General features: G+C 73.4%; 27 protein-coding genes and 1 pseudogene. 13 read left to right on the plus strand and 15 right to left on the minus strand.

Annotated elements, in window-relative coordinates; all coding sequences use genetic code 11:
• Positions 1 to 138: 138 nt before the first annotated feature.
• Positions 139 to 351: a hypothetical protein gene (locus AMETH_RS17320; RefSeq protein WP_017982383.1), complete on the plus strand. Its 213-nt coding sequence runs from the start codon at positions 139 to 141 to the stop codon at positions 349 to 351.
• Here the strand turns inward: AMETH_RS17320 and AMETH_RS17325 are convergent.
• A complete protein-coding gene (locus AMETH_RS17325; protein WP_017982384.1) occupies positions 323 to 1,666 on the minus strand; it encodes an MFS transporter in 1,344 nt (447 codons plus the stop codon). The two genes, AMETH_RS17320 and AMETH_RS17325, sit on opposite strands and share 29 nt — an antisense overlap.
• A 137-nt stretch (positions 1,667 to 1,803) precedes the next feature.
• On the opposite strand from AMETH_RS17325, the gene AMETH_RS17330 reads away from it, so the two are divergent.
• Positions 1,804 to 2,370 carry a TetR/AcrR family transcriptional regulator gene (locus tag AMETH_RS17330; RefSeq protein WP_017982385.1) on the plus strand — a complete coding sequence of 189 codons (567 nt, stop codon included), beginning with the start codon at positions 1,804 to 1,806 and terminating at the stop codon, positions 2,368 to 2,370.
• Here AMETH_RS17330 and AMETH_RS17335 read toward each other — a convergent pair whose 3' ends face one another.
• The 5 genes from AMETH_RS17335 to AMETH_RS17350 all read right to left on the minus strand — a co-directional run bounded on the left by AMETH_RS17335 (position 2,371) and on the right by AMETH_RS17350 (position 5,795).
• The gene (locus AMETH_RS17335) at positions 2,371 to 3,129 is read right to left on the minus strand and encodes an SGNH/GDSL hydrolase family protein (RefSeq protein WP_026153118.1); all 759 of its coding nucleotides are present in this window, start codon (positions 3,127 to 3,129) and stop codon (positions 2,371 to 2,373) included.
• 10 nt (positions 3,130 to 3,139) lie between these two features.
• Positions 3,140 to 4,027 (minus strand): RNA polymerase sigma factor SigJ, encoded by an 888-nt coding sequence (sigJ, locus tag AMETH_RS17340; RefSeq protein WP_017982387.1) that lies wholly within the window; start codon positions 4,025 to 4,027, stop codon positions 3,140 to 3,142.
• A gap of 56 nt (positions 4,028 to 4,083) precedes the next feature.
• Positions 4,084 to 4,575, minus strand: a complete 492-nt coding sequence (locus AMETH_RS41550) for an FAD-dependent oxidoreductase (RefSeq protein WP_267283435.1) — start codon at positions 4,573 to 4,575, stop codon at positions 4,084 to 4,086.
• The gene (locus AMETH_RS41555; RefSeq protein WP_267283436.1) at positions 4,572 to 5,195 is read right to left on the minus strand and encodes an FAD-dependent oxidoreductase; all 624 of its coding nucleotides are present in this window, start codon (positions 5,193 to 5,195) and stop codon (positions 4,572 to 4,574) included. The genes AMETH_RS41550 and AMETH_RS41555 overlap by 4 nt, the downstream gene beginning before the upstream one ends.
• 87 nt (positions 5,196 to 5,282) lie before the next feature.
• Positions 5,283 to 5,795, minus strand: a complete 513-nt coding sequence (locus AMETH_RS17350) for a CGNR zinc finger domain-containing protein (RefSeq protein WP_017982388.1) — start codon at positions 5,793 to 5,795, stop codon at positions 5,283 to 5,285.
• A 25-nt stretch (positions 5,796 to 5,820) separates the two neighbouring features.
• Between AMETH_RS17350 and AMETH_RS36920 the strand changes: the two genes are divergently transcribed.
• Positions 5,821 to 6,000, plus strand: coding sequence for a hypothetical protein (locus tag AMETH_RS36920; protein WP_081617550.1), 180 nt, complete (start codon positions 5,821 to 5,823; stop codon positions 5,998 to 6,000).
• The gene (locus AMETH_RS17355; protein WP_017982389.1) at positions 5,997 to 6,833 is read left to right on the plus strand and encodes a patatin-like phospholipase family protein; all 837 of its coding nucleotides are present in this window, start codon (positions 5,997 to 5,999) and stop codon (positions 6,831 to 6,833) included. Before AMETH_RS36920 ends, AMETH_RS17355 begins: the two co-directional genes overlap by 4 nt.
• Before the next feature lie 329 nt (positions 6,834 to 7,162).
• Here the strand turns inward: AMETH_RS17355 and AMETH_RS17360 are convergent, their stop codons facing one another.
• A complete protein-coding gene (locus AMETH_RS17360; RefSeq protein WP_017982390.1) occupies positions 7,163 to 8,047 on the minus strand; it encodes an SMP-30/gluconolactonase/LRE family protein in 885 nt (294 codons plus the stop codon).
• A gap of 37 nt (positions 8,048 to 8,084) precedes the next feature.
• Positions 8,085 to 9,203 (minus strand): tyrosine-type recombinase/integrase, encoded by a 1,119-nt coding sequence (locus tag AMETH_RS17365; protein WP_017982391.1) that lies wholly within the window; start codon positions 9,201 to 9,203, stop codon positions 8,085 to 8,087.
• 313 nt (positions 9,204 to 9,516) lie between these two features.
• On the opposite strand from AMETH_RS17365, the gene AMETH_RS17370 reads away from it, so the two are divergent.
• The 3 genes from AMETH_RS17370 to AMETH_RS17380 all read left to right on the plus strand — a co-directional run bounded on the left by AMETH_RS17370 (position 9,517) and on the right by AMETH_RS17380 (position 12,458).
• Entirely contained in the window at positions 9,517 to 10,599 is a 1,083-nt protein-coding gene (locus tag AMETH_RS17370) for a coiled-coil domain-containing protein (protein ID WP_017982392.1), read from the plus strand.
• A gap of 153 nt (positions 10,600 to 10,752) precedes the next feature.
• Positions 10,753 to 11,463: an NUDIX hydrolase gene (locus tag AMETH_RS17375; RefSeq protein ID WP_017982393.1), complete on the plus strand. Its 711-nt coding sequence runs from the start codon at positions 10,753 to 10,755 to the stop codon at positions 11,461 to 11,463.
• Positions 11,460 to 12,458, plus strand: coding sequence for an ADP-ribosylglycohydrolase family protein (locus AMETH_RS17380; protein ID WP_017982394.1), 999 nt, complete (start codon positions 11,460 to 11,462; stop codon positions 12,456 to 12,458). The genes AMETH_RS17375 and AMETH_RS17380 overlap by 4 nt, the downstream gene beginning before the upstream one ends.
• Before the next feature lie 4 nt (positions 12,459 to 12,462).
• Here the strand turns inward: AMETH_RS17380 and AMETH_RS17385 are convergent, their stop codons facing one another.
• On the minus strand, positions 12,463 to 13,353 hold the full coding sequence (locus AMETH_RS17385) for a zinc-binding dehydrogenase (protein WP_017982395.1): 891 nt from the start codon (positions 13,351 to 13,353) through the stop codon (positions 12,463 to 12,465).
• A gap of 98 nt (positions 13,354 to 13,451) precedes the next feature.
• Here AMETH_RS17385 and AMETH_RS17390 point away from each other — a divergent pair, with 98 nt between their 5' ends.
• From AMETH_RS17390 to AMETH_RS17400, 3 genes are read left to right on the plus strand one after another with little or no spacing between them, the layout of a single operon-like run.
• Positions 13,452 to 13,829, plus strand: a complete 378-nt coding sequence (locus tag AMETH_RS17390; RefSeq protein ID WP_017982396.1) for a winged helix-turn-helix transcriptional regulator — start codon at positions 13,452 to 13,454, stop codon at positions 13,827 to 13,829.
• The gene (locus tag AMETH_RS17395; RefSeq protein ID WP_017982397.1) at positions 13,826 to 14,056 is read left to right on the plus strand and encodes a hypothetical protein; all 231 of its coding nucleotides are present in this window, start codon (positions 13,826 to 13,828) and stop codon (positions 14,054 to 14,056) included. Before AMETH_RS17390 ends, AMETH_RS17395 begins: the two co-directional genes overlap by 4 nt.
• Before the next feature lie 31 nt (positions 14,057 to 14,087).
• Positions 14,088 to 14,801 (plus strand): trimeric intracellular cation channel family protein, encoded by a 714-nt coding sequence (locus AMETH_RS17400; protein WP_017982398.1) that lies wholly within the window; start codon positions 14,088 to 14,090, stop codon positions 14,799 to 14,801.
• Here AMETH_RS17400 and AMETH_RS40245 read toward each other — a convergent pair.
• The 5 genes and pseudogenes from AMETH_RS40245 to AMETH_RS17415 form a co-directional block, all read right to left on the minus strand.
• Complete coding sequence (locus AMETH_RS40245; RefSeq protein WP_026153119.1) at positions 14,798 to 14,995, minus strand: hypothetical protein; 198 nt, start codon at positions 14,993 to 14,995, stop codon at positions 14,798 to 14,800. The two genes, AMETH_RS17400 and AMETH_RS40245, sit on opposite strands and share 4 nt — an antisense overlap.
• Positions 14,996 to 15,234: 239 nt before the next feature.
• Positions 15,235 to 15,438 (minus strand): annotated as a pseudogene (locus tag AMETH_RS40250) (dihydrodipicolinate synthase family protein); the annotation flags it as partial.
• Positions 15,438 to 15,650, minus strand: coding sequence for a hypothetical protein (locus AMETH_RS40255; RefSeq protein ID WP_026153120.1), 213 nt, complete (start codon positions 15,648 to 15,650; stop codon positions 15,438 to 15,440). The gene AMETH_RS40255 and the pseudogene AMETH_RS40250, both read right to left, overlap by 1 nt.
• Positions 15,651 to 15,661: 11 nt before the next feature.
• Entirely contained in the window at positions 15,662 to 16,369 is a 708-nt protein-coding gene (locus tag AMETH_RS17410) for a class I SAM-dependent methyltransferase (RefSeq protein ID WP_017982399.1), read from the minus strand.
• 42 nt (positions 16,370 to 16,411) lie between these two features.
• Positions 16,412 to 17,287, minus strand: a complete 876-nt coding sequence (locus AMETH_RS17415; RefSeq protein ID WP_017982400.1) for a LysR family transcriptional regulator — start codon at positions 17,285 to 17,287, stop codon at positions 16,412 to 16,414.
• Between the two features lie 88 nt (positions 17,288 to 17,375).
• Between AMETH_RS17415 and AMETH_RS17420 the strand changes: the two genes are divergently transcribed.
• Entirely contained in the window at positions 17,376 to 17,732 is a 357-nt protein-coding gene (locus AMETH_RS17420) for a YybH family protein (protein WP_017982401.1), read from the plus strand.
• Here AMETH_RS17420 and AMETH_RS17425 read toward each other — a convergent pair.
• Positions 17,698 to 18,024 carry a MarR family winged helix-turn-helix transcriptional regulator gene (locus AMETH_RS17425; protein WP_017982402.1) on the minus strand — a complete coding sequence of 109 codons (327 nt, stop codon included), beginning with the start codon at positions 18,022 to 18,024 and terminating at the stop codon, positions 17,698 to 17,700. The genes AMETH_RS17420 and AMETH_RS17425 overlap by 35 nt on opposite strands.
• A 236-nt stretch (positions 18,025 to 18,260) precedes the next feature.
• On the opposite strand from AMETH_RS17425, the gene AMETH_RS17430 reads away from it, so the two are divergent.
• The gene (locus AMETH_RS17430; RefSeq protein ID WP_017982403.1) at positions 18,261 to 19,025 is read left to right on the plus strand and encodes a putative protein N(5)-glutamine methyltransferase; all 765 of its coding nucleotides are present in this window, start codon (positions 18,261 to 18,263) and stop codon (positions 19,023 to 19,025) included.
• Positions 19,018 to 19,767, plus strand: coding sequence for an AraC family ligand binding domain-containing protein (locus AMETH_RS17435; protein ID WP_051079406.1), 750 nt, complete (start codon positions 19,018 to 19,020; stop codon positions 19,765 to 19,767). The genes AMETH_RS17430 and AMETH_RS17435 overlap by 8 nt, the downstream gene beginning before the upstream one ends.
• Positions 19,768 to 19,801: the final 34 nt, after the last annotated feature.

Genomic DNA, 19,801 nt, shown 5'->3' on the forward strand with positions numbered 1-19,801 from the left:
TTTTTTGCCCCGGACCGCAGCCCTCAAGCCCGCGAGCGCGAGTCCCACGCTCCCCGGCGCGAGTTCTGCGCTCGGCGGCATGGCCCAGGGCGGCAGGGCGTGGTCCCGAGCCGGCGGGGCGAGTGTCATCCTGGAGTCGTGAGCGAAGAGCCCGCGCCGGTCGCGCAGCGGCGGCGTCTGTTGTGGGGGTCGGTGCTGGCCACCGTGGTGGCGCTGGCGATCCTCGTGCCCGGACTGGCCGGCGCGCTGGGAGCCCGGTCGAACTGGCTGCCCTACGGGATCGCCCTCGCCGTGCTCGCCGCGGTCGGCTGGTACCAATGGGTCAGCGCCGGTAGACCGCGTCGTCGGTGATGTCGGCTCGTGAGCGGTCCTTCAGCAGCGCCACGCAGACGATCGTGACCACCGCCGAAAGCACCACGTAGGCCGAAATCGAGTACGGCGTCCCGGTAGTGTGCAGGAGCCAGGTCGCCAGCAGCGGCGCCGGACCGCCCGCGAACACCGACGCCAGCTGGTAGCCGAGCCCGGCGCCGCCGTAGCGCAGGTGCGTCGGGAAGCTCTCGCCGATCAGCGCGGCCTGCGGCCCGTACTGCATGGCGTGCGGGATCATCGACACCACGATGGCGACGAAGATGAGCACCTCGCCGCCGTTCTTCAGCACCGCGAAGTACGGGAACGCCAGCAGCCCGGTCAGCACCGCCCCGGTCAGGTACACCCGTTTCCGCCCGATCCGATCCGACAGTTGCGAGAACCACAGGATCAGCGCCAGCTCCACCGCCGCGCCGAGCAGGACGGCGTTGAGCACGAACGTCTTCGAGTAGCCGTGCTCGGCGACCACGTACACCAGCACGTAGCTGGTGTAGAGGTAGAACGGCATCTGCTCGCTGAACCGCAACCCGGCCGAGAGCAGGATCTCCCGCCAGTGGTGCTTCACCGCGTCGGCCACCGGGCTGCGCGACGTCCGCTGCTGCGCGACGACCCGGGCGAACATCGGGGTTTCCAGGATGCGCAGCCGGATCACCAGACCGACGGCGACGAGTAGCAGGCTGGCCAGGAACGGCAGCCGCCAGCCCCACGAGTCGAACGCCTCCTCCGGCAGCAACGCGGACAGCAGGGTCATGCCGCCGGTGCCGAGCACGAGCCCGACCGGCACGCCGATCTGCGCGAAACTGCCCAGCAGCCCGCGCTTGCGCTGGTCGCCCCACTCCATGGCGAGCAGCACGGAGCCGCTCCACTCGCCGCCGATCGCGATGCCCTGGATCAGCCGCAGCGTCACCAGGATCAGCGGCGCGGCGATCCCGATGGTCGCCGCGCCGGGCAGCACCCCGACCACGCCGGAGGCGATGCCCATCATCAGCAGCGTGACGACGAGCGTGGTCTTGCGGCCGATCCGGTCGCCCCAGTAGCCGAAGATCGCCGCGCCCACGGGCCGCGCGGCGAAACCGACGGCGTAGGTGGCGAAGGACTGCATCGCCCCCGCGTAGCTGGAGGAGGCGGGGAAGAACAGCTGCGGGAAGATCAGCGCCGCGGCCGTGTTGTAGAGGAAGAAGTCGTACCACTCGATGGTCGTGCCGATGGCGCTGGCGAAGGCCGCGCGCCGCACCTGGGTCTTCTTCTGGCTGGTCTGTGCCTGGAGAACGGTGTCCGCTTCGTCGCGTCCGAGAACCATGCCGCCGAGCCTCCTGTGATCGGCTTCACTTCCCGAAAACGATCCCTCACAAGGATGACAATGTCCAGAGCCGGACCGGGAATCACCGCCTTCCGCCGCGTTCCGGCCGCCCTCCACGAGGTTCTACGATGCGCCGCATGACGGAACCGAGGCCGATGCGCGCCGACGCCCGCCGCAACCGGGCGCGGGTGCTGGCCGCCGCCGAGACGGTGTTCGCCGCCAAGGGCACCGGCGCGCCGACCGAGGAGGTCGCGCGGGAGGCGGGCGTGGGCATCGGGACCGTGTTCCGGCACTTCCCGACCAAGGAGGCGCTGCTGGAGGCGGTGCTGGCGGACCGGATGCGCCGGTTCGCCGAGGAGGCGCAGTCCTTCGCGGCCGCGGCCGATCCGGAGAGCGCTTTCTTCGTGTTCCTCGCGCGCTGGGCGGACGTGTCCGCCGCCAAGAACGCCTACACCGACGCGCTGGCCGCCGCCGGCGCCGAGGTGCCCCGGCTCGCCGCGGATGTCGGTGCGAAGGTGCGGGACGCGCTGGGCGCGTTGCTGTCGCGGGCGCAGCAGGCGGGGGCGGTGCGCGAGGACGTCGGGGTCGCCGAGCTGATCGCGTTGATGGTCGGCGCTTCGCGCGCGGCTGAGTACGTCGGCGACGACGCCGGGCTGCGCACCCGCACGCTGGGAATCGTCTTCGACGGGCTGCGTCCCCGCTGATCAGTCCAGCGGCAGCAGCACCGGTCGTTTCGCGGACAGGGTGTCGCCGGAGGACTCGCCACGCAGGCGGCGGCCGATCCAGGGCAGCACGTGCTCCCGTCCCCACTGCAGGTTCTCCGCGCGCTGCCGCCGCCGGTCGACCAGCTCACGCGGCCCGAGCGCCGCGGGGGAGAGGCCGTGCGGGCGGCCGAGCACGTCGAGCACGGCGATCGCGACCTCGGTGTGGCCCAGCGCGTTGAGGTGCAGCCGGTCGGCCGACCACAGGCGCCGGTCGCGTAGCTGCCGCATGGCCCACATGTCCACCACGAGCGCGCCGTGCCGGGCGGCGATCACGCGGGTGTGCTCGTTGTAGATCGCGGTGCGGCCGCGCAGCTTCCGGAACACCGGGTCCTCGGCGCCGTCCACCCCGGTGAACAGCAGCACGGTGGCGCCGGTCTTGGCGAGCCGCTCGACGGCGTTCTCGAAACGCGCGGCGAGCGCGTCGATGTCGGCCTTGGGGCGCAGCAGGTCGTTGCCGCCCGCGTAGATCGACACGAGGTCGGGCTGCAGCGCCAGTGCCGGTTCGAGCTGCTCGGCGACCACCTGGTCGAGCAGCCGTCCGCGGATCGCGAGGTTGGCGTAGCGGAACCCGGGGTCGGCGGCCGCCAGCTGCTCGGCCACCCGGTCGGCCCAGCCCCGCACGCCGTTCGGGCGCGCGGGGTCTTCGTCGCCGACACCCTCGGTGAAGGAGTCGCCGAGGGCCACGAAACGCTTGTACATGCTCAGCACTTTAGGCGACTGTCCCGGCCGGCCCGAGACCGTGCACCGTGCCGCCCGCGACCGCGCCGAGTTTGTCCGGGTTGGCCACGTTGTGCAGCGTGGCGATGCGCCCCTCGGCGTCGAAGTCGAAGGTGACCGTGGCCAGCACGCGGTCCGGGCCGCGGAAGACGAGCCCGGGGCCGCCGTTGATCTCGGTCAGTTCCGTGACCACGTCCGCGGGCGCGACGCCCTGGTAGGTGACGGTGCCGATGGCGGCGAACCAGCCTGCCACCGTCTCCGCCCCGACGACCGGGCGCAGGGCCTGGCGGACCTTACCGCCGCCGTCGGTCCACAGCGTGACGTCCGGGGACAGCAGTTCCAACAGGGTGTTGACGTCGCCGCCGGTCGCGGCGGCGAGGAACCGCTCGGTGACCGCGCGCTGCTTCGCGCGGTCGGCCGGGAACCGCGGGCGGCGGGCGCGCACGTGCTCGCGCGCCCGGCGCGCGGCCTGCCGCACCGCCGCTTCCGAACGGTCGACCGCCTCGGCGATCTCGGCGTGGCTGAACCCGAACACGTCCTTGAGCACGAACACCGCGCGTTCGAGCGGGCTCAACGTCTCCAGCACCACCAGCATCGCCGTGGACACCGAGTCCGCGCCGGCGACCGCGTCCGCGCTGTCACCGGTGGTGAGGATCGGCTCCGGCAGCCAAGGCCCGACGTAGGTCTCCCGCTGGTGCCGGGCCGAGCGCAGGCGTTCCAGCGCCACGTAGGCCTTCGGGTCGGCGACCTGGGAGCGGTCCGCGGCGGACCACTTGATCCACGCGTCCTGCACGACGTCCTCGGCGTCGGCGGCGCTGCCGAGGACCCGGTAGGCCACGGCGAACAGCAGGTTGCGGTGCTGGTGGAACGCCTCGGTCATCGCCTGACCCGGGTGAAGCGGCCGCCGCGGGGCCAGAACGCGCCCGAGGCGGGCATCTACTTCATGCGCAGGTACGTCGGCCAGGGCGAGGCGGTCACCGCTTCTTTGTACCGGGCGGCCAGCCTGCCGGTCAGGCAGATCCGCCGCGGGCTGTCGTCGGGGTGGGTGAACTGCACGACCGCGTCGTGGCGGCCCAGGCTGACCGGGGTGTGGTAGTAGCCGAAGCGGAACGGCTTGGGCTCCTTGCCCGCCAGGGCGCGGACGATCGACACCGCGGCGTGCACGCCGGTCGGCATCCCGCTCTGGCAGGTGCCGTGCAGGACCCCGTAGCCCTGGCTGATGGCGGCCGCGTCACCGACCGCGTGGACGTTCGGGTGCGAGACCGACCGCAGGGTCGCGTCAGCGATCACGCGGCCGCGGTCGTCGACGGCCAGCCCGGCGGCGGCCGCGAGCGGCGCGGCGCGGGTCCCGCTGGTCCACAGGACGACGTCGGCGGGGATCGTCTCGCCGCCGGCCAGTTCGACGGCGTCCGGGAGCACCTTGGTCACCTCCACCCCGGCGCGCACCTCGACACCCAGCCGCTCGAGCGCGGCCTGGAGGTGGGCCGGGCCTTGCGGTTCATCGCCGCGCCCGGCTCGCCCTGGCCCAGCAGGACGCCCCGCAGCCGCGGGTGCTGCTCGGCGATCTCCGCGGCCGACTCGACACCGGTGAGCCCGTTGCCCGCGACCACGACCGTGCCCTGCTCCAGGCGCGCCAGCCGGCCGGCCAGCACTTCGGCATCCTCCGGGCTGTTCAGGGTCTGCGCATGCTCCTCGACGCCCGGCACGGTGACGGTGTCGGCCACGCCGCCGAGGGCGTACACCAGCGTGTCGTAGTGCAGCACCCGGTCGTCGTCGACGCGCACGGTCCTGGTGTCCGGGTCGAGCGCGGTGACCCAGCCCCGCACGAACCGCGCGCCCGTGCCGTCCAGGAGTTCCGGGATGCTCAGCTCGGCGACCTGCTGCCCGGTTGCGGTCAGGTGCAGCCGCAGCCGCTCGGTGAACGTCTCGTGCGCGTTCACCAGGGTCACCTCGACGTCGTCGCGTCCCTTGGTGCGTGCCGCGAGCTGGATCGCCGCGGCCGTGCCCGCGTACCCCGCGCCCAGCACCAGAACCTTGTGGGTGGTCATCGTTGTCGCCTCCTCATCGGCTGTTGACGACCACGAGATGGAAGGTGCCGGTCCGTTCGTGACATGGCGCGGTGTGACGCGCGGCACCTACGTGGCGCGGGCCCGGTGTTCGGCGACGTGGACGCGGGTCGCGCAGCGGGTGGAGCAGAACCGGCGGCGGCCGTTGCGGGAGGTGTCGACGAAGACGAATTCGCAGCCCTCGCGGGCGCAGGCGCCGATCCGCCCGGCGTCCTCGCACAGCAGGTGGGCCAGGCCGCCCGCGGTGAAGGCCCGGATCCGGCGGGTCAGGGTGTCGTCTTCGCCGGCGTAGTGCAGGTGCGCGGGCAGGCCGTCATGGCGGGAGATGAACGGACGGCACGCGGTTTCCGCGAGCAGCTCGTTGACCAGGTCGATCCGCCGGTCCGCATCGGGTTCGGCGAACACCGCGCGGATCCGGCCTCCCCACGCCCGCGCCTGAGCCGCTTCGGCTTCGGTGAGCCGGGTCAGCGACATGCCCACCTCGCGCATCATCCGCAGCAGCTCGGCCGCGGTGGCGCCGGGCATGTTGACCAGCCCCGCCGCGACCTGCGCGGCCGGCCCTCCGTAAGGGTTGAAGTGCACTGACCCATTACAGCACGCTGGGGTCATGACCGACGAACGTTGCCCCCGCTGCCAGTGGCCGCTGTCCGAACTCGTCCGCGCCGGATCGAGCCATCCGGTGTCGGCAGGCCGCCTGGACTATCGCCGATGCGTGTGCGGGACCTGGCTGCTCCTCGTCAACGGCACTCTCGCGGGCGCCACGCGGGAGCCTAGGATCGGCGCATGACGCGTGCGCTTGTGCTCGGTGGCGGCGGGGTGGCCGGAATCGCGTGGCAAACCGGTCTGTTGCACGGTTTGTCGGAGTCCGGAGTGGACGTTCTCGGCGCGGACCGGTTCATCGGCACCTCCGCGGGATCGACGGTGGCGGCGCAGATCACCAACGGCACCGCGCTGGCGGAGTTGTTCCAGCGACAGGTGGATCCGGCGCTGCAGTCACCGGAGATCCCGGCCGACGTCGACGCCGAGACGATCGCGGAGATGTTCGGCGCGGCGGTGAGCGGCGCGACCAACGCGGAGGACGCGCGGCGGCGGATCGGCGAGCTGGCCCTGGCGGCGCGAACCGTGCCGGAGGCCGACCGGCTGAAGGTGATCGAGGCGCGCCTGCCGGTCCACGAGTGGCCCGCGGCGGCGCTGCACATCGTCGCGGTGGACGCGGCGACCGGCGGCGACCGGGTGTTCACCGCGGAGTCCGGGGTGTCCCTGGTGGACGCGGTCGCGGCCAGCTGCGCGGTGCCGGGCACCTGGCCACCGGTCACGATCGACGGCCGTCGCTACATCGACGGCGGGGTGCGCTCGATGGAGAACGCCGACCTCGCCGCCGGCTGCGACCGGGTGCTCGTGCTGCGGGTGACCGAGGTGCCCGGCAGCACCGACCTGGACGACCAGGCGGCGGCGCTGCGGCGAGACGGCGCGGCGGTGCTGGTGGTCGCACCGGACGCGGCGGCGGCCGAGGCGATCGGGCCGAACCTGCTGGACCCGACGGTCCGCGAAGCAGCCGCGCGCGCCGGGTTCGACCAGGCCGCGCGGGCGGTCGCCGAAGTCACGGCCGTCTGGGGCTAGGGCGTGTCTGGCGAGGTCTTTGTCCAGGTGATGACCTCGTGGATGAGGATGGCGGCGCGGTAGGGGGCGGCGGGTTTGTCGTAGAGGTGTGTGCGGATGGCGCGAGAGGAGCAGGCCTCCTCGCCGCGAACCCGGTCCGTGCTCGCCCGCCACTGGCAACAAGTCCCTGATCAATGCCACTGCTCATCCGAGAGCATCTGACACCGCGCCATGGCCAGCAGCATCCCAACCACCAACCGCGATCTTTGTCAGACTCGCCCTGGTCGCCCTGGTCGCCCTGGTCGGTCCGGCGCCCGCGATCCCCGTGCGGACGCCGGACCACGACGCCCTCAGGGGCGCCCGGCGCGCGGCACCTCCACGCGGAAGGCGAGCAGGCTCGCTTCCCGCGCGTCCTTGCGGGCGTGCTCGTTGAAGTCCGGCGCCGCGCACGCGAACAGGGTGCGGCCGTCGGCGCCGCCCAGCATGCAGGCGAACACCCCGGTGCCGGGCCGGATCTCGTCGGCGATCTCGCCGCCCTCGCGGACGCGCAGCAGCCTGCCGCCGACGCCATCGGCCACCCACAGGGCGCCGTCCGCGTCCAGGCAGCAGCCGTCCGGCGCGACGGCGATCTGTGGAAGCGCTTTCTCGAACTCGCGCTCGGTGAGCGGTTCGCCGAACTTCGCCCACACCCGGCGGTTGGTCAGTGACCCGTCGGCAGCGATGTCGAAGGCGGTCACCCGGTTGCCGAAGGTCTCGTCGACCAGCAGCACCCCGTCGTCGGTGATAACGCTGCCGTTGGGGAACCACAGGTCCTCGGCGACGACGGTGACGCTGCCGTCGGGGTCGACGCGCAGCAGGTTCGCCGGCGCGACCGGGGCGCCGTTCATCAGGTCGAACCCGAAGTTGCCGACGTAAGCCCGTCCCTGGGCGTCGACGACCATGTCGTTGGGGTGCCCGGTCACGTGGGCCGACAGGTCGGCATGGGTGACCAGGGTGCCGTCGGGCTCGCGGCGGAGCAGGCGGGCGTCACGCATCGAGACGACCAGCAGGCGCCCATCGGGCAGCCAGCCGAGCCCGGAGGGCTGACCGGGCACCTCGGCCTCGACCCGCAGATCGCTGCCGTCCTCGAGGCTGGACTGCACGAGGTGGGTGTAGAAGTCGGCGAACCAGATGCGGTCCTCGTGCCAGCGCGGGCATTCGAGGTAGGAGAACCCGGTCAGAACTGAGTTGTGCACGGGGGGTAGTCAGTCACGCCGCGGGCACGGTGTCAAGTCACGCGTCGCGCACCAGCCGCAGGTGGCGCTGTTCGGCGGGTTCCGCCGGCTCGGCCGTGGTTCCGCCGGTGAGGTCGGCAAGCATCTGCGTGGTCTGCCGTCGCCGGCTGCGGCGCACGTAGATCAGTGTGGTGGCAACGCTTTCGTGCCCAGCGAGGTCGGCCAGGTCCTCGACCGAGACGCCCTGCTCGTAGCCGAGGGTCAGGACGGTGTGCCGCAGCGAGTGCGGGACGACGTCGTCGGGCTGGTCCAGACCTGCGCCGCGCGCGGTCTCGCGCAGAAGGTTGCCGAGGTCGCGGGAGGTCAGTGGTGTGCCAGTGCGGGTGGCGAACAGCCAGCCGGACAGCTCGGCGACCGCTTTGCCTTCGCGGGCGGCGCGGGCGGCCAGATAGTCGCCGAGGGCGGCGTCGGCGCGGCCGAGGATGTCGGCGGTCTTGCGGTGCCCGCCCTTGTTGACGTAGCGCAGGATCCGGTGGCCGTGGTCGACGCCGAGGTCGCCGTCCGGGCCGCAGCGGGCGTGCAGGATCGCGCCGGACCGCACCGCTGTGGTGGCCATGATCTCCAGGATGGCGAGGTTGCGCAGCGCGGCTTCGGTGCCAAGCTGCGCGGCGCGGTCCCGGGCGTGGCCGAGGAGGGCGAGGAGTTCCTCGTAGGTGAGGGCGCGGGTCTGGGACTCCTGGTCGCGCTTGTGGCGGGGGACCAGCCGCGCCGGGTTGTCGTCGTGGACGCGGTTGTCGATCAGCTCGGTGTACCACGAGCTGACGGCGGCCAGGCGGGCGTTGTGGGTGACCGGGCTGCCGGGGTCGAGCAGGGCGATCCAGTCCCGCACGTCGGCGAGGCGGGCGGCGAGCGGGTCGACGCGGTGCCAGTCGCAGTAGGACAGCCACAACCCGATACCGCGCCAGTAGGAACGGCGGGTCTGGTGGCTCTTCATCGCCAGCAGCCAGGCGTGAGTGATCGCCCGCGGCCCGTGCCGGTCCGTCAGCTTCCCGGGTAGCGCGGGCAGTTCGGCGACCGCCTCGTCGAGCCAGGCCCGCAGCGCGTCGGGGGCCGGCTCGCGGGCAGGCAGCGGACGCGGCGCGAACGGCGCCAGCTCGATGGTGTCGTCGCCGGTCACGTCCGGGATTCTGCCTCAGGTTCTCCTGATGCACGGAGGCGGTCACGGCCCTCCGGAGGCAATCTCGGCGGCGGTAGTCGGACTACTCCTGAGCCGGGGCCGTTTCGTCACAGTGACGATCCCGGCTTTTCCACGACCTCCGTCTGTCCATCTCGCATCCGCGATAACCGTGATTATCGCGGCCACATTCTAGTTCTAGTTGAGTTAATCCAACCTCAGGTATTGGTTATCTAACGCGAACTGGTAACCTGCGGTTATGCAGGAGACGCCCCCACCACCGCCTCGCAGAGACGCCACTGGAAGCCGTGAGGCCGTGTCCGATCCGGCGCTGTGCCGGTACTGCCGACGGCATCCGCGCAAGCAGCCGGGGCCGCGTGGCGGGCGGCCGGGGGAGTACTGCACGACGGTGTGGGCGGTGGACGAACGCGGCCGTGAGGTGACGTGCGCGCGGCTGGACGAGGCCGACCAGATCGCGTACGCCGCCTACGGACCGGCCATGCCGGGGCTGGACGTGGCCGCGGTCGGCCGGGACGTGAGCCGCGCCCTGGCGGAGATCGCGCCGTTGCAGCAGACCCTCGCCGCGCTGGACGGGCGGCTCGACGCCGAGATCGCCGAGGCCCGTGAGCGGGTCACGGAAGCCGAAACCGCCCGCGCGGACGCCGAGGCCAGGGCGGACGCCGCGGAGCAGCGTGCCGCCGACGCCGACGCGGCGGCCGCCGAAGCAGCCGACCGGGCGGAGGCCGCCGACAAGCGGGCGGCGGAAGCCGAGGAGCGCGCCGCGGCCGACCGGAGCCAGGCCCAGCGCGCGATCGCCGACCGGCTGACCGCCGAGGGCGAGATCCGCCAGCTGCGGGAACGGCTGGACCAGCTCGAAACCCAGCACCGCCAAGCTGCGGAGACCGCGGCCGCCCGCATCGAGGAACTCACCGCCGCGGCGGCCGCCCGCGCCAGTGAAGCCGAAGCCGCCCACGCCCGCGTCCGGCAACTCGAGACTGACCTGCGCGACCTGGCGACGCAGCACCACGAGGACCTCGAACAGCTCCGCGCCCGCCACGACCGGACGCTGACCGAGGAACGCGCGAAGCACCGCCAGGACCGCGAGCGATGGCAGGCCGAGCACGACCAGCGAATCGCGGCGCTACGCGAACAACACGAGACAGCGCTGAACGCCGCCCGCGAACGCGCCGCCGAGCTGGCCACAGCGGCCGCCCGGGCCGAAACAGCGGCCACCGAAGCCCGCGCCACCGCCACGACGGCCACCCGCACGGCCGACGCCACGACGGCCCGGCTGTCCGCCCTGAGGGAGGGCGTGCTGACCGCACTGGCCGACCCCGGGGCGGACCTACCTGCCCGGTTGCGCGCCCTGCTGGCCGACAGCGGCCCGGCCGCGGTTTGACCGAGGGGCCCAGAAGTGCCGGCCTCAGGGGTCAGCGCGCTGACTAAGAGCAGCTCCAGGAGCTGCCTTAGCCAGCAGGACGCCGTCACCGCGCTCGGCGTCACGCCCCGGCGGCGGATGGTTTATAGTCAATGGGACCAATAAGGGGGGCGGATGTACGACAAGCACGCGTACGAGCCCTTCGCGGTGACTGTCGACCTCGCGGTGTTCACGGTGCGCGCCGGGCGGCTGTGGATCCTGCTCGTGGAGCGCGGCTCGGAACCGTTCGCGGGGTGGTGGGCGTTGCCGGGCGGGTTCCTGAGGCCGGACGAGTCGGCGGAGGCCGCGGCCCGGCGGGAGCTCGCCGAGGAGACCGGATTCGCCGAGGTCGCGGGGCTCCACCTGGAACAGCTGCGCACCTACAGCGAGCCGGACCGGGATCCGCGGATGCGTGTGGTGTCGGTGGCCTTCGCCGCGCTCGTGCCGGGCGCGCCGGAGCCTGCCGGCGGCGGGGACGCGGCCCGCGCCGCCTGGGTGCCGTTCGGCGAGCAGGGGGCGCTCGCCTTCGACCACGACCGCATCCTGGCCGACGCCCACCACCGCATCGGCGGGGAACTCGAACGCACCGGCCTGGCCACGGAGTTCTGCGAGCCCGAGTTCACGCTCGGCGAGCTGCGCCTGGTCTACGAGGCGGTGTGGGGGACCGGTCTCGACCCGGCCAACTTCCGGCGGAAGGTGCTCGCCACCCCGGGGTTCGTCACGCCCGTGGCAGGCGCGTCCCGGCTGACCGGCGGGCGCGGCAAACCCGCCGCGCTGTACCGGGCCGGTGGCGCCGCCACGCTGCACCCGCCGCTACTCCGACCGACGGAAGGACGACGTTCATGACCACGCAACCGGCCACCGGCTCGCTGCTGGGCCTCGCTCTGGGCGACGCGCTCGGCGCGCCGACCGAGTTCCAGGGTGTGCCGGCGATCCTCGCCGCGCACGGGCCGTGGCCCGAGATGGACCTGCCCGGCCCGGTCGCGTTGATCACCGACGACACGCAGATGGCGCTGGCGGTCGCCCGCGCGGCCGTGCGGGGCGAGCTGGACCCGGAGCGGTTCGAGCCGCCGTTGCGGGCGGAGTTCGTCTCCTGGCTGCGCTCGCCCGAGAACAACCGCGCCCCCGGCGCCACCTGCCTGCGGGCCTGCCGCCTGCTGGAGGCCGGTCACCCGTGGCCGGAGGCCAGCCAGATCACCTCGAAGGGCTGCGGGGCGAACATGCGCGTCACGCCGCTGGGCCTGCTGCCCGGGATCGACGGCGAAGAGCGCCCTGGCGCCGCCCAGTTGCAGGCGGGCCTCACGCACGGGCACCCCACCGGGCTCGCCGCCGCCGATCTCACCGCGTATGCCGTCCACCTGCTGGCCGAGGGCGCCGAACCGGCCGGGCTGCCCGGGGCGTTGCGCGACTACGCTGTCCGGCACCGCGAGACCTACCACGAGCGGTGGCTGGGCGACCTGTGGACGCGCGCTGGTGACTCCTCGCCGGAGCAGTTCATCGCCCGCGGCTGGGACGAGTGCCTGGCCGCCCTGGACCGCCTGGACGCGGCGGTGCGCGACGCCGACCGGGACACCGACCCGTGCCTGGCCACCGGCGAGGGCTGGGTCGCCGAGGAGGCGCTGGCCACGGGGCTGCTGTGCTTCCTGCTGTTCCCCGCCGACCCGGTGCTCGCCCTGCGGCGCGCCGCCTGCACGTCCGGCGACTCGGACTCGATCGCCGCGCTGGCCGGCGCGTTCGCGGGCGCCCACCACGGCGCCGGAGCCTGGCCGCAGGCGTGGGTCGCGCGGCTGGAGCACCGCGACGAGCTGCTCGCGCTCGGCGCGAAGTGGGACCGCGCCTGACCGGTCACGGCACGAGCAGCCACCGGCCGCGCTGGCCGCCACCGGCCACCTTGTCATAGGCGACGGCGGCGTCGGCCAGCGGCACGCGGCCGGCGATCCGCAACTCCAGCACCCCGGACGCGGCCAGGTCGAGCAAACCGGCGAGACGGGCGCCGTCGGGCCGGACGCTCGAGATCGATATCGAGATGTCCCGTTCCGGGCTCGCCGGAGACGCCGAGGGCACGCCGGCGACCGCCCCGCCGTCGCGAAGCGCGGGCAATCCCGCCAGGTGCAGCACGGCGGCGTCGACCACGGCGTCGAACGACGGGCCCGGCACCTGCGTGACCAGCCCGCGCGCCCCGGCGCGCAGCACGAAGGCCCGGTCGGTTTCGCGGGCGAGGCCGGTCACGGTCCAGCCGGCATGGGCGGCCAGCGCGACGGCATACCCGCGGACACCCCCGGCGGCGCCGGTCACCAGCACGCTCCGCCCGTCGGCGGGCCCCAGGCCGTCCACCAGCTCCGTGGCTGTCAGGGCGTTGACCGGCAGGGAGGCGGCGGCGACCGGATCGAGGCCGTTGGGCAGCCGCGCGGCGGCCGACGCGGGCAGGACGGTCTCGGTGGCGTGCGCGCGGACCGGCGCGGCGAAGTCGGGATGCAGCGCGGCGACCGGGTCGCCTGCCGCGAAGGCGGTGTCCGCGGTCTCGGTGACCACGCCGGTCAGCGACATGCCGAGCCCGACGGTGCCGGTCAACCCGAAGATCGCGCGGGCAGGCCCGGCGGCGAGGAGGACGTCGACAGGGTCGATCGAGGCGGCGGTGACCCGGACCCGCAGCTCGCCGGGCGCGAGCGCGGGCAGCGTGACCTCTTCGGCGACCAGCGCGGTGCCGTCGGGCCGGGACACGAGTGCGAGAGTCATGGTGTTCCTTCCCTTGCGTGGACAGCACGACCATCGGGGACCTACTCTCCGTTGGGAAGTAGGCACTGCGAAGTCGGGTAGGCACCCGGAGGTGCGCCATGGAGGTCACCGAGCGGCCCGCGCGGTTCGACGCGTTCGCCGCGAACTGCCCCAGCCGTCGGCTGCTGGACACGATCGGCGACAAGTGGGCGAGCCTGGTGATCGTCGCGCTGGGGCTGACCGGCCGGATGCGGTACTCCGAGCTGTCCGCGCGGATCGCCGGGGTGAGCCAGAAGATGCTGACCCAGACGCTGCGCCACCTCGAGCGGGACGGACTGGTGAGCCGCACGGTGACCCCGTCGGTGCCGGTGCGGGTCGACTACGAGCTCACGCCGCTGGGCCGGTCGCTGCTCGGCATCATGCGCCACCTCAAGGAGTGGGCCGAGGAGCACATGCCCGAGGTGGACCGGGCGCGCGCGGAGTACGACCGGCGGTGACGGCGAAGGACCAGCTCAGCCTGTTCGAGGCGCTGCCGTGGTTCGTCCCGGACGTGCCTGCCCCGTTCGCGGACGAGCGGCGCGCCCACCTGTTCGCCGACGAGCAGCCGTTCCTGGGGTACCGGATCGCGCGGTGTGGTGAGCGGCGCCGCATCTGGACCGCGATCGAGCACGTCCCCGGCGGTGCGGACGTGCCGCGTTGCGCGGAGTGCCTCGCGGTGTCCTGATCCTCCGTCCACTGCGGACTAGGGTGCCGGGGTGGACGGAACGACCATCGAAGCGATCAACCAGGTGACGCGCTACCTGGATCTGGCGGGCGTGTTCGCGTGCGCGATCCTCGGCGGCGCGATCGCCCGGAGCGAGCGGCTGGACCTGTTCGGGTTCCTCGTGGTGGGCAGCGTGTCGGGGCTGGGCGGCGGGGTCATCCGGGACACGCTGCTGCAGCACGGCACACCGGTCGCGCTGACCGACTACGCCTACCTGCCGACCGCGCTGGCCGGCGCGCTGCTGTCGTTCGCGATCTCGATCAGCGAGAACGCGTGGGACAAGCTGTTCACGGCGCTGGACGCAGCGGTGATCGGATTCTGGGCGGTCACCGGGGCGCAGAAGACGCTGGCCGCCGGGCTGGGCTGGTTGCCGGCGATCCTGCTGGGCACGACGACGGCGGTCGGCGGGGGCGCACTGCGGGACATCCTGCTGCGGCGGGTGCCCGCGGTGTTCGGCGGGAACGCGCTGTACGGCACGGTGGCGGCGGCCGTCGCGGCCACGATGGTCATCTGCCACTACCTGGGCGCCCCGCTGGTAGGCGTCGTGGCTGGGGTCGTGGGCGCGCTGCTGTTCCGCCTGGCGGCGGTGAAGTTCCGGTGGAACCTGCCCAACGGGCTGGAGTGGCAGCCGCACTCCCGGCTGGCGAGCGCGTGGCGCAGCCGGCGGGTGCGGCGCAACCCGCCGGAGGACCAGTCCGCGGTCTAGAGGCCGAGCGCGTTCAGCGTGGTGACGACCTCGTCGCGGGCCGCTCCGTCGAGTTCGCGCAGCGGGCGGGGCAGGACGCGTTCGCCGGTCAACCCGAGGTGGGTGGCCGCGGCGGCGACGACCCGGATGCTGCCGTGGCGGGCGAACAGGTCCCACAGCGGCCGCAGGCGCTCCGACTCGGCCGCGTCGCGCATGACGGCCCGCGCGGTGTCCGGGAACAGGCACGCCCAGGACCGAGTACCAGACGTCGCAGCCGGCGGCCGGGCCGGTGGCGGCCACCGCGTCGCCGCCGATGCCGATCGTGACGGTGTCCGGCACGAGCGCACGCAGCGCGTCCACCCTGGCCGTTGGCGTCGGCGGGCACGCCGGGGATCTTGATCGAGCCCACATTCGGCAGTGCGGCGATTCGGCTGTGCAGTTCGTCGCTGAACTGGAAGTGCGTGGTGCGCGGGTTGTCGTAGACGCACAGCGGCACCGACAGTTCGCGGGTCACGTCCTCGTAGAGCCCGAACACCTCGTCGTCGGTGAGGGGCTGGTAGCTGACCGGGGCGAGCAGCACCGCAGCCGCGCCCGCGTTCTGGGCGTTCTCGGCCAGCGCGAGGACCTGACTGGTGGCCGTGGCGCCGATGCCGACCATCACCGGGGTGCCCGCCGCCGCGTCGACGGCGATCTTGGCCGCTTCGGCGCTTGTTCGCGGGTCAGGTACGCGTAGGAACCGGTGGAGCCCAGCGCGCCGATCGAGTCGACCCCGGCCGCGGCGAGGCGCGAGACGAGCCGGGCGCAGGCGGTGGTGTCGATGCCGGATCCGGTGACCGGGGTGAGCGGGAAGGCGGACAGGCCGGTGAACATGCGTCGTCCTTTCAGAGGCGGGTTGCGGTGAAGATCGCGTGCCCGGCGTGCAGCCAGACCAGGTCCACGTCGGCGAACCCGGCGTCGGCGAGCCAGGTCAGGTGCTCGGCGACCGAGGATGGCGTGTCGACCGGGTCCGGGCCGGGCAGGCGGAAGTAGTTCCACTCCGCGCCTTCGAACGCCTGCGCCGCTTCGTCGCCGCCCGCCTCGCGCACGGCCCGGTCCCAGTGCGCGGCGGCCACCTCGCGGGCGCGGGCGCCGACGGGTTCGACCAGGTCGGCCATGACGAGCACCCCGCCGGGCACGAGCATGTCGTGCAGGTCGCGGTACAACGCGTGCTTGCCGGGGCCGTCGAGGTGGTGCGCCGCGAGCGAGGTCATCACGCCGCCGACCGGGCCGCGCCGCCAGCCGCAGTCGTGGATGTCCGCCTGAACCCGCTGCCACCGCCCGGGGAAGGGCGCGAGCCGGGCGGCGGCCTTGTCCAGCATCTCCGGCGAGCCGTCGAGCAGCGTGACGCGGCAGGCGGGGCCGCGGCGCAGGTACTCCTCGGACAGCAGACCCTCGCCGCAGCACAGGTCGAGCACGTGCGGGTCGGGGATGCCGTCGAGGAGGTCGCAGACGGTCGTGATCTGCTCGCGCCGGCGCGGGACGAACGCGTCGCCGTAGGTGGTGAACAACTCGGTGTCGGAGGGCCGCCAGGCGGGCTGTTCAGCGGGCATAGTCCTCACCCTAGCCAGCGGGGCGAACCCATTTTCCCGATTTCACAGCGCCGCGCGGGCGCGGTTGAGGAACACCCGTGCCGCAGGGCTCGCCGGGCCGGCCGCACGCCACGCGAGGGCCAGGCACCCCCGCATCGGCGGGTCGGTGATCGGGATCGGGTGCAGGTCGGGGCGCGCGGTGGCGACCGAGTCCGGCAGGATCGCCACGCCCAGCCCGCGGGCGGCGAGGTCGGCCAGCACCATGGGGTGACCGGCCTCGAACCCGATCCGCGCGGTGATGCCGCGCGCGGCGCAGGCTTCGTCGAGGCGTGCGCGCAGCCCGGTGCCCGCGGGCAGGCTGATGAGCGGCCGCTCCCGCAGGTCCGCGAGCGGGACCTCGGCACGCCCGGCCCACTGGTCGTCGAGGCCGACGGCGGCGGTGATGGCCTGGTCGGTGAGGACGAGGACGTCCAGGCCGGGTGGGCGTTCGTCGGTGGCGAGGCTGATGATCGCCGCGTCGAGGCGGCCGTCGCGGATGCCGGCGGCCAGCTCGACGGAGCGGGCTTCGACGAGCGTGATCTCCACGCCCGGGTGGTCTTCGTGGAAGCTCGCGAGCAGGCCGGGCACGTCGAAGTTGTGCGAGGTGACCATGCCGAACGCGACCCTGCCCCGGACGAGGCCGCGGAACTCGTCGGCGACCAGCCGCGCCCCGGCGACGGCAGCCAGGGCCGCGCGGGCGTAGGGGAGGACCGCGGCGCCGACCTCGGTGAGCCGGACCGTACGCCCGGACCGGTCCAGCAGCTCGTGCCCCAGCTCCCGCTCCAGCCGCCTGACCTGCGCCGACACGCCGGGCTGGGCGACGTGCACGCGTTTGGCGGCGCGGGTGAAGTTGCCCTCCTCGGCGACCGTCACGAAGTACTCGAGCTGCCGCAGTTCCATAAGCGTTGAATCTAGTCGCGAGACCTACCAGCTCTTGGACTTCTGACCGAGGTGGGGACAGGCTGGTGTCAGAAGAAAGGAGCGACAAGTGATCGACAAGGCCAGGACACCAGAAGACCTCGCCGTGATGTTCGCGGAGCGGGCCAACTCCCGGGACGCGAAAGCGCTGTCCGAGCTGTACGCGGAAAACGCGGTGCTGGCGTTCCCGCCCGGGTCGCAGACGGTCGGCCGCGACGCGATCCGCGAGGTGCTGGAGCGGCTGGTGGAGCAGGGCGGCGAGTTCCAGGTCGAGGAGCCGATGCCGACGGTCTACTACGGCGACCTGGCGCTGTGCTCGACCCGGCCTGCCGACAACACCGGGGGGCGGGTGCAGGTCGCGCGGCGGCAGCCGGACGACACCTGGCTGCGGATCATCGACCGGCCGGAGACCCGCCGCCCGGAGTGAGGTTGTCCGCGCAGCGGGCGAGCAGCTCGGCCAGCCGCCGCCGGTCGCCGTCGCCGAGTCCGGCGAGCATCCGGTCCTCGACGTCGGCCGGCCGGGCGCGCCTGGTGTCGCTCAGGCGCACGGGACGCACCCGGCCGGAGGCGCCTTCGCCCACGGTGACCAGCCCGGCGCGGCGCAGCTCGGCGAGCACCTCGCCGAGCCACTGCCGGGTGACGAAGCACAGCCGCGCGAGCTCGGCGGAGGAGACCTCCGGGTGGTCGGCCAGCTGGCGCAACACCGCGTACTGGGCCATCGACAGTCCGGCCGCACGCAGGCGCTCGTCGCCGGCCTGGCGAAACAGCTGCTGGACCCGCCGCCACCGCCGGGGTCACCACGCCGATCAACGAGTTCACCACCGCTGAGGCGGCGCGGTACGGTGATCACACGACCGACCGAGGAGGTGAGACCCGTTTCCGTGCCAGCAACCCGGGTGCTCCCCTCCGGCGACGAGTGAGTCGCGGGCGCCCGTTCCCCGGAAAGGCGCTTGTCGTGTCCGTCGATGTCGAAACCGTTCTCGTGACCCGTCTGCGGGCGGCCGGCTGTGTGTTCGCCGAGGATGAGGCCCGGCTGCTGCTGGAGGCCGCCTCCGGGCCCGAGCTGGACGCCCTGACCGCCCGCCGGGTCGCCGGCGAACCGCTCGAGCAGGTCCTCGGCTGGGCCGGGTTCCGCGGCCTGCGCATCCACGTCGAGCCGGGCGTGTTCGTGCCCCGGCGCCGCACCGAACTGCTCGTCGAGGAGGCGGTGCGGCTGGCCCCGCCGCGGCCGGTGGTGGTGGACCTGTGCTGCGGTTCCGGCGCGCTGGGCGCCGCGCTGGCCGCGGAGCTCGATCTCGCCGAGCTGCACGCCGCCGACCTCGACCCGGCGGCGGTGCGGTGCGCGCGCCGCAACGTGCCGGGCGAGGTCCACGAAGGCGACCTGTACGAGGCGTTGCCCGCCGAGCTGCGCGGGCGCGTGGACCTGCTGGTGGTCAACGTCCCGTACGTGCCCACCGACGCGGTCGTGCTGATGCCGCCGGAAGCCCGTCTGCACGAACCGCAGCTCGCCCTCGACGGCGGCGCGGACGGGCTGGACATCGCGCGCCGTGTCGTCGCCGGCGCGCCGGACTGGCTCGCCCCCTGCGGTCACCTGCTGATCGAGACCAGCGAACGGCAGGCCCCCGCGCTCGTGCAGGCGGCCACCGGCGCCGGGCTGACCGCGCGAACCGTGACCTCGGAAGAGCTGGACGCGACCGCGCTCGTGGCCCGCCGTGGCTGACCGGGTCGAACACCGCTACGGACCGGCGGGCATCCGGCTCGTCACCGCGTCCTTCCACAGCCACCACTTCGTTCCGCACGCTCACAGCGAGTACGCGATCGCGGCCGTGGAACGCGGAGTCGAGGCGGTGCGCTACCGCGGCGGCACCGAGCACGCGCCCGCGGGCAGCCTGCTGCTCATCGACGCCGAAGCCATCCACGCCGGCCACCCCGCCATCGCCGAAGGCTGGGACTACCGCGTCTCCTACGTGCCGCCCGAGCTGCTGGCGGAACTGGCCGGGCACCGGCCGCGATTCACCGCGGTCACCCCGCACGACCCCGCCCTCGCACGTCGGCTGGTCCGCCTGCACCGCGCCGCGGCGCCGCTGCACACCCTCGAGGAAACGCTTTCAACGGTGCTGACGCGGTATTCCGGCGCCGCGGTGGCAGAGCCGGCGGAACCCGCGGCGGTACGGCGGGTGCGGCGGGCGCTGGCGGACGACCTCCAGCACACGCCCAGTCTCGACGAGCTCGCGGCGCTGGCGGGGATGCCGCGTTTCCGGCTGCTGCGTGCGTTCCGGCGGGCCACGGGCGTGACCCCGCACGGCTACCTGCTGCAGTTGCGCCTGCGGCACGCGCAGCAGTTGCTCGCCGCACCCGGTCGCGCGGGCGGACGCGGACAGCGGGTTCCACGACCAGTCGCACCTGCACCGGCACTTCCGCCGGGTTTTCGGGGCCACACCGGGCAGTTTCGCGCGCAATGACGTACAAGCCGGACGGCGGCGCGGCCTCGTAGCG

The organism is Amycolatopsis methanolica 239 (assembly GCF_000739085.1).
In the GTDB taxonomy this organism is placed as follows: domain Bacteria; phylum Actinomycetota; class Actinomycetes; order Mycobacteriales; family Pseudonocardiaceae; genus Amycolatopsis_E; species Amycolatopsis_E methanolica.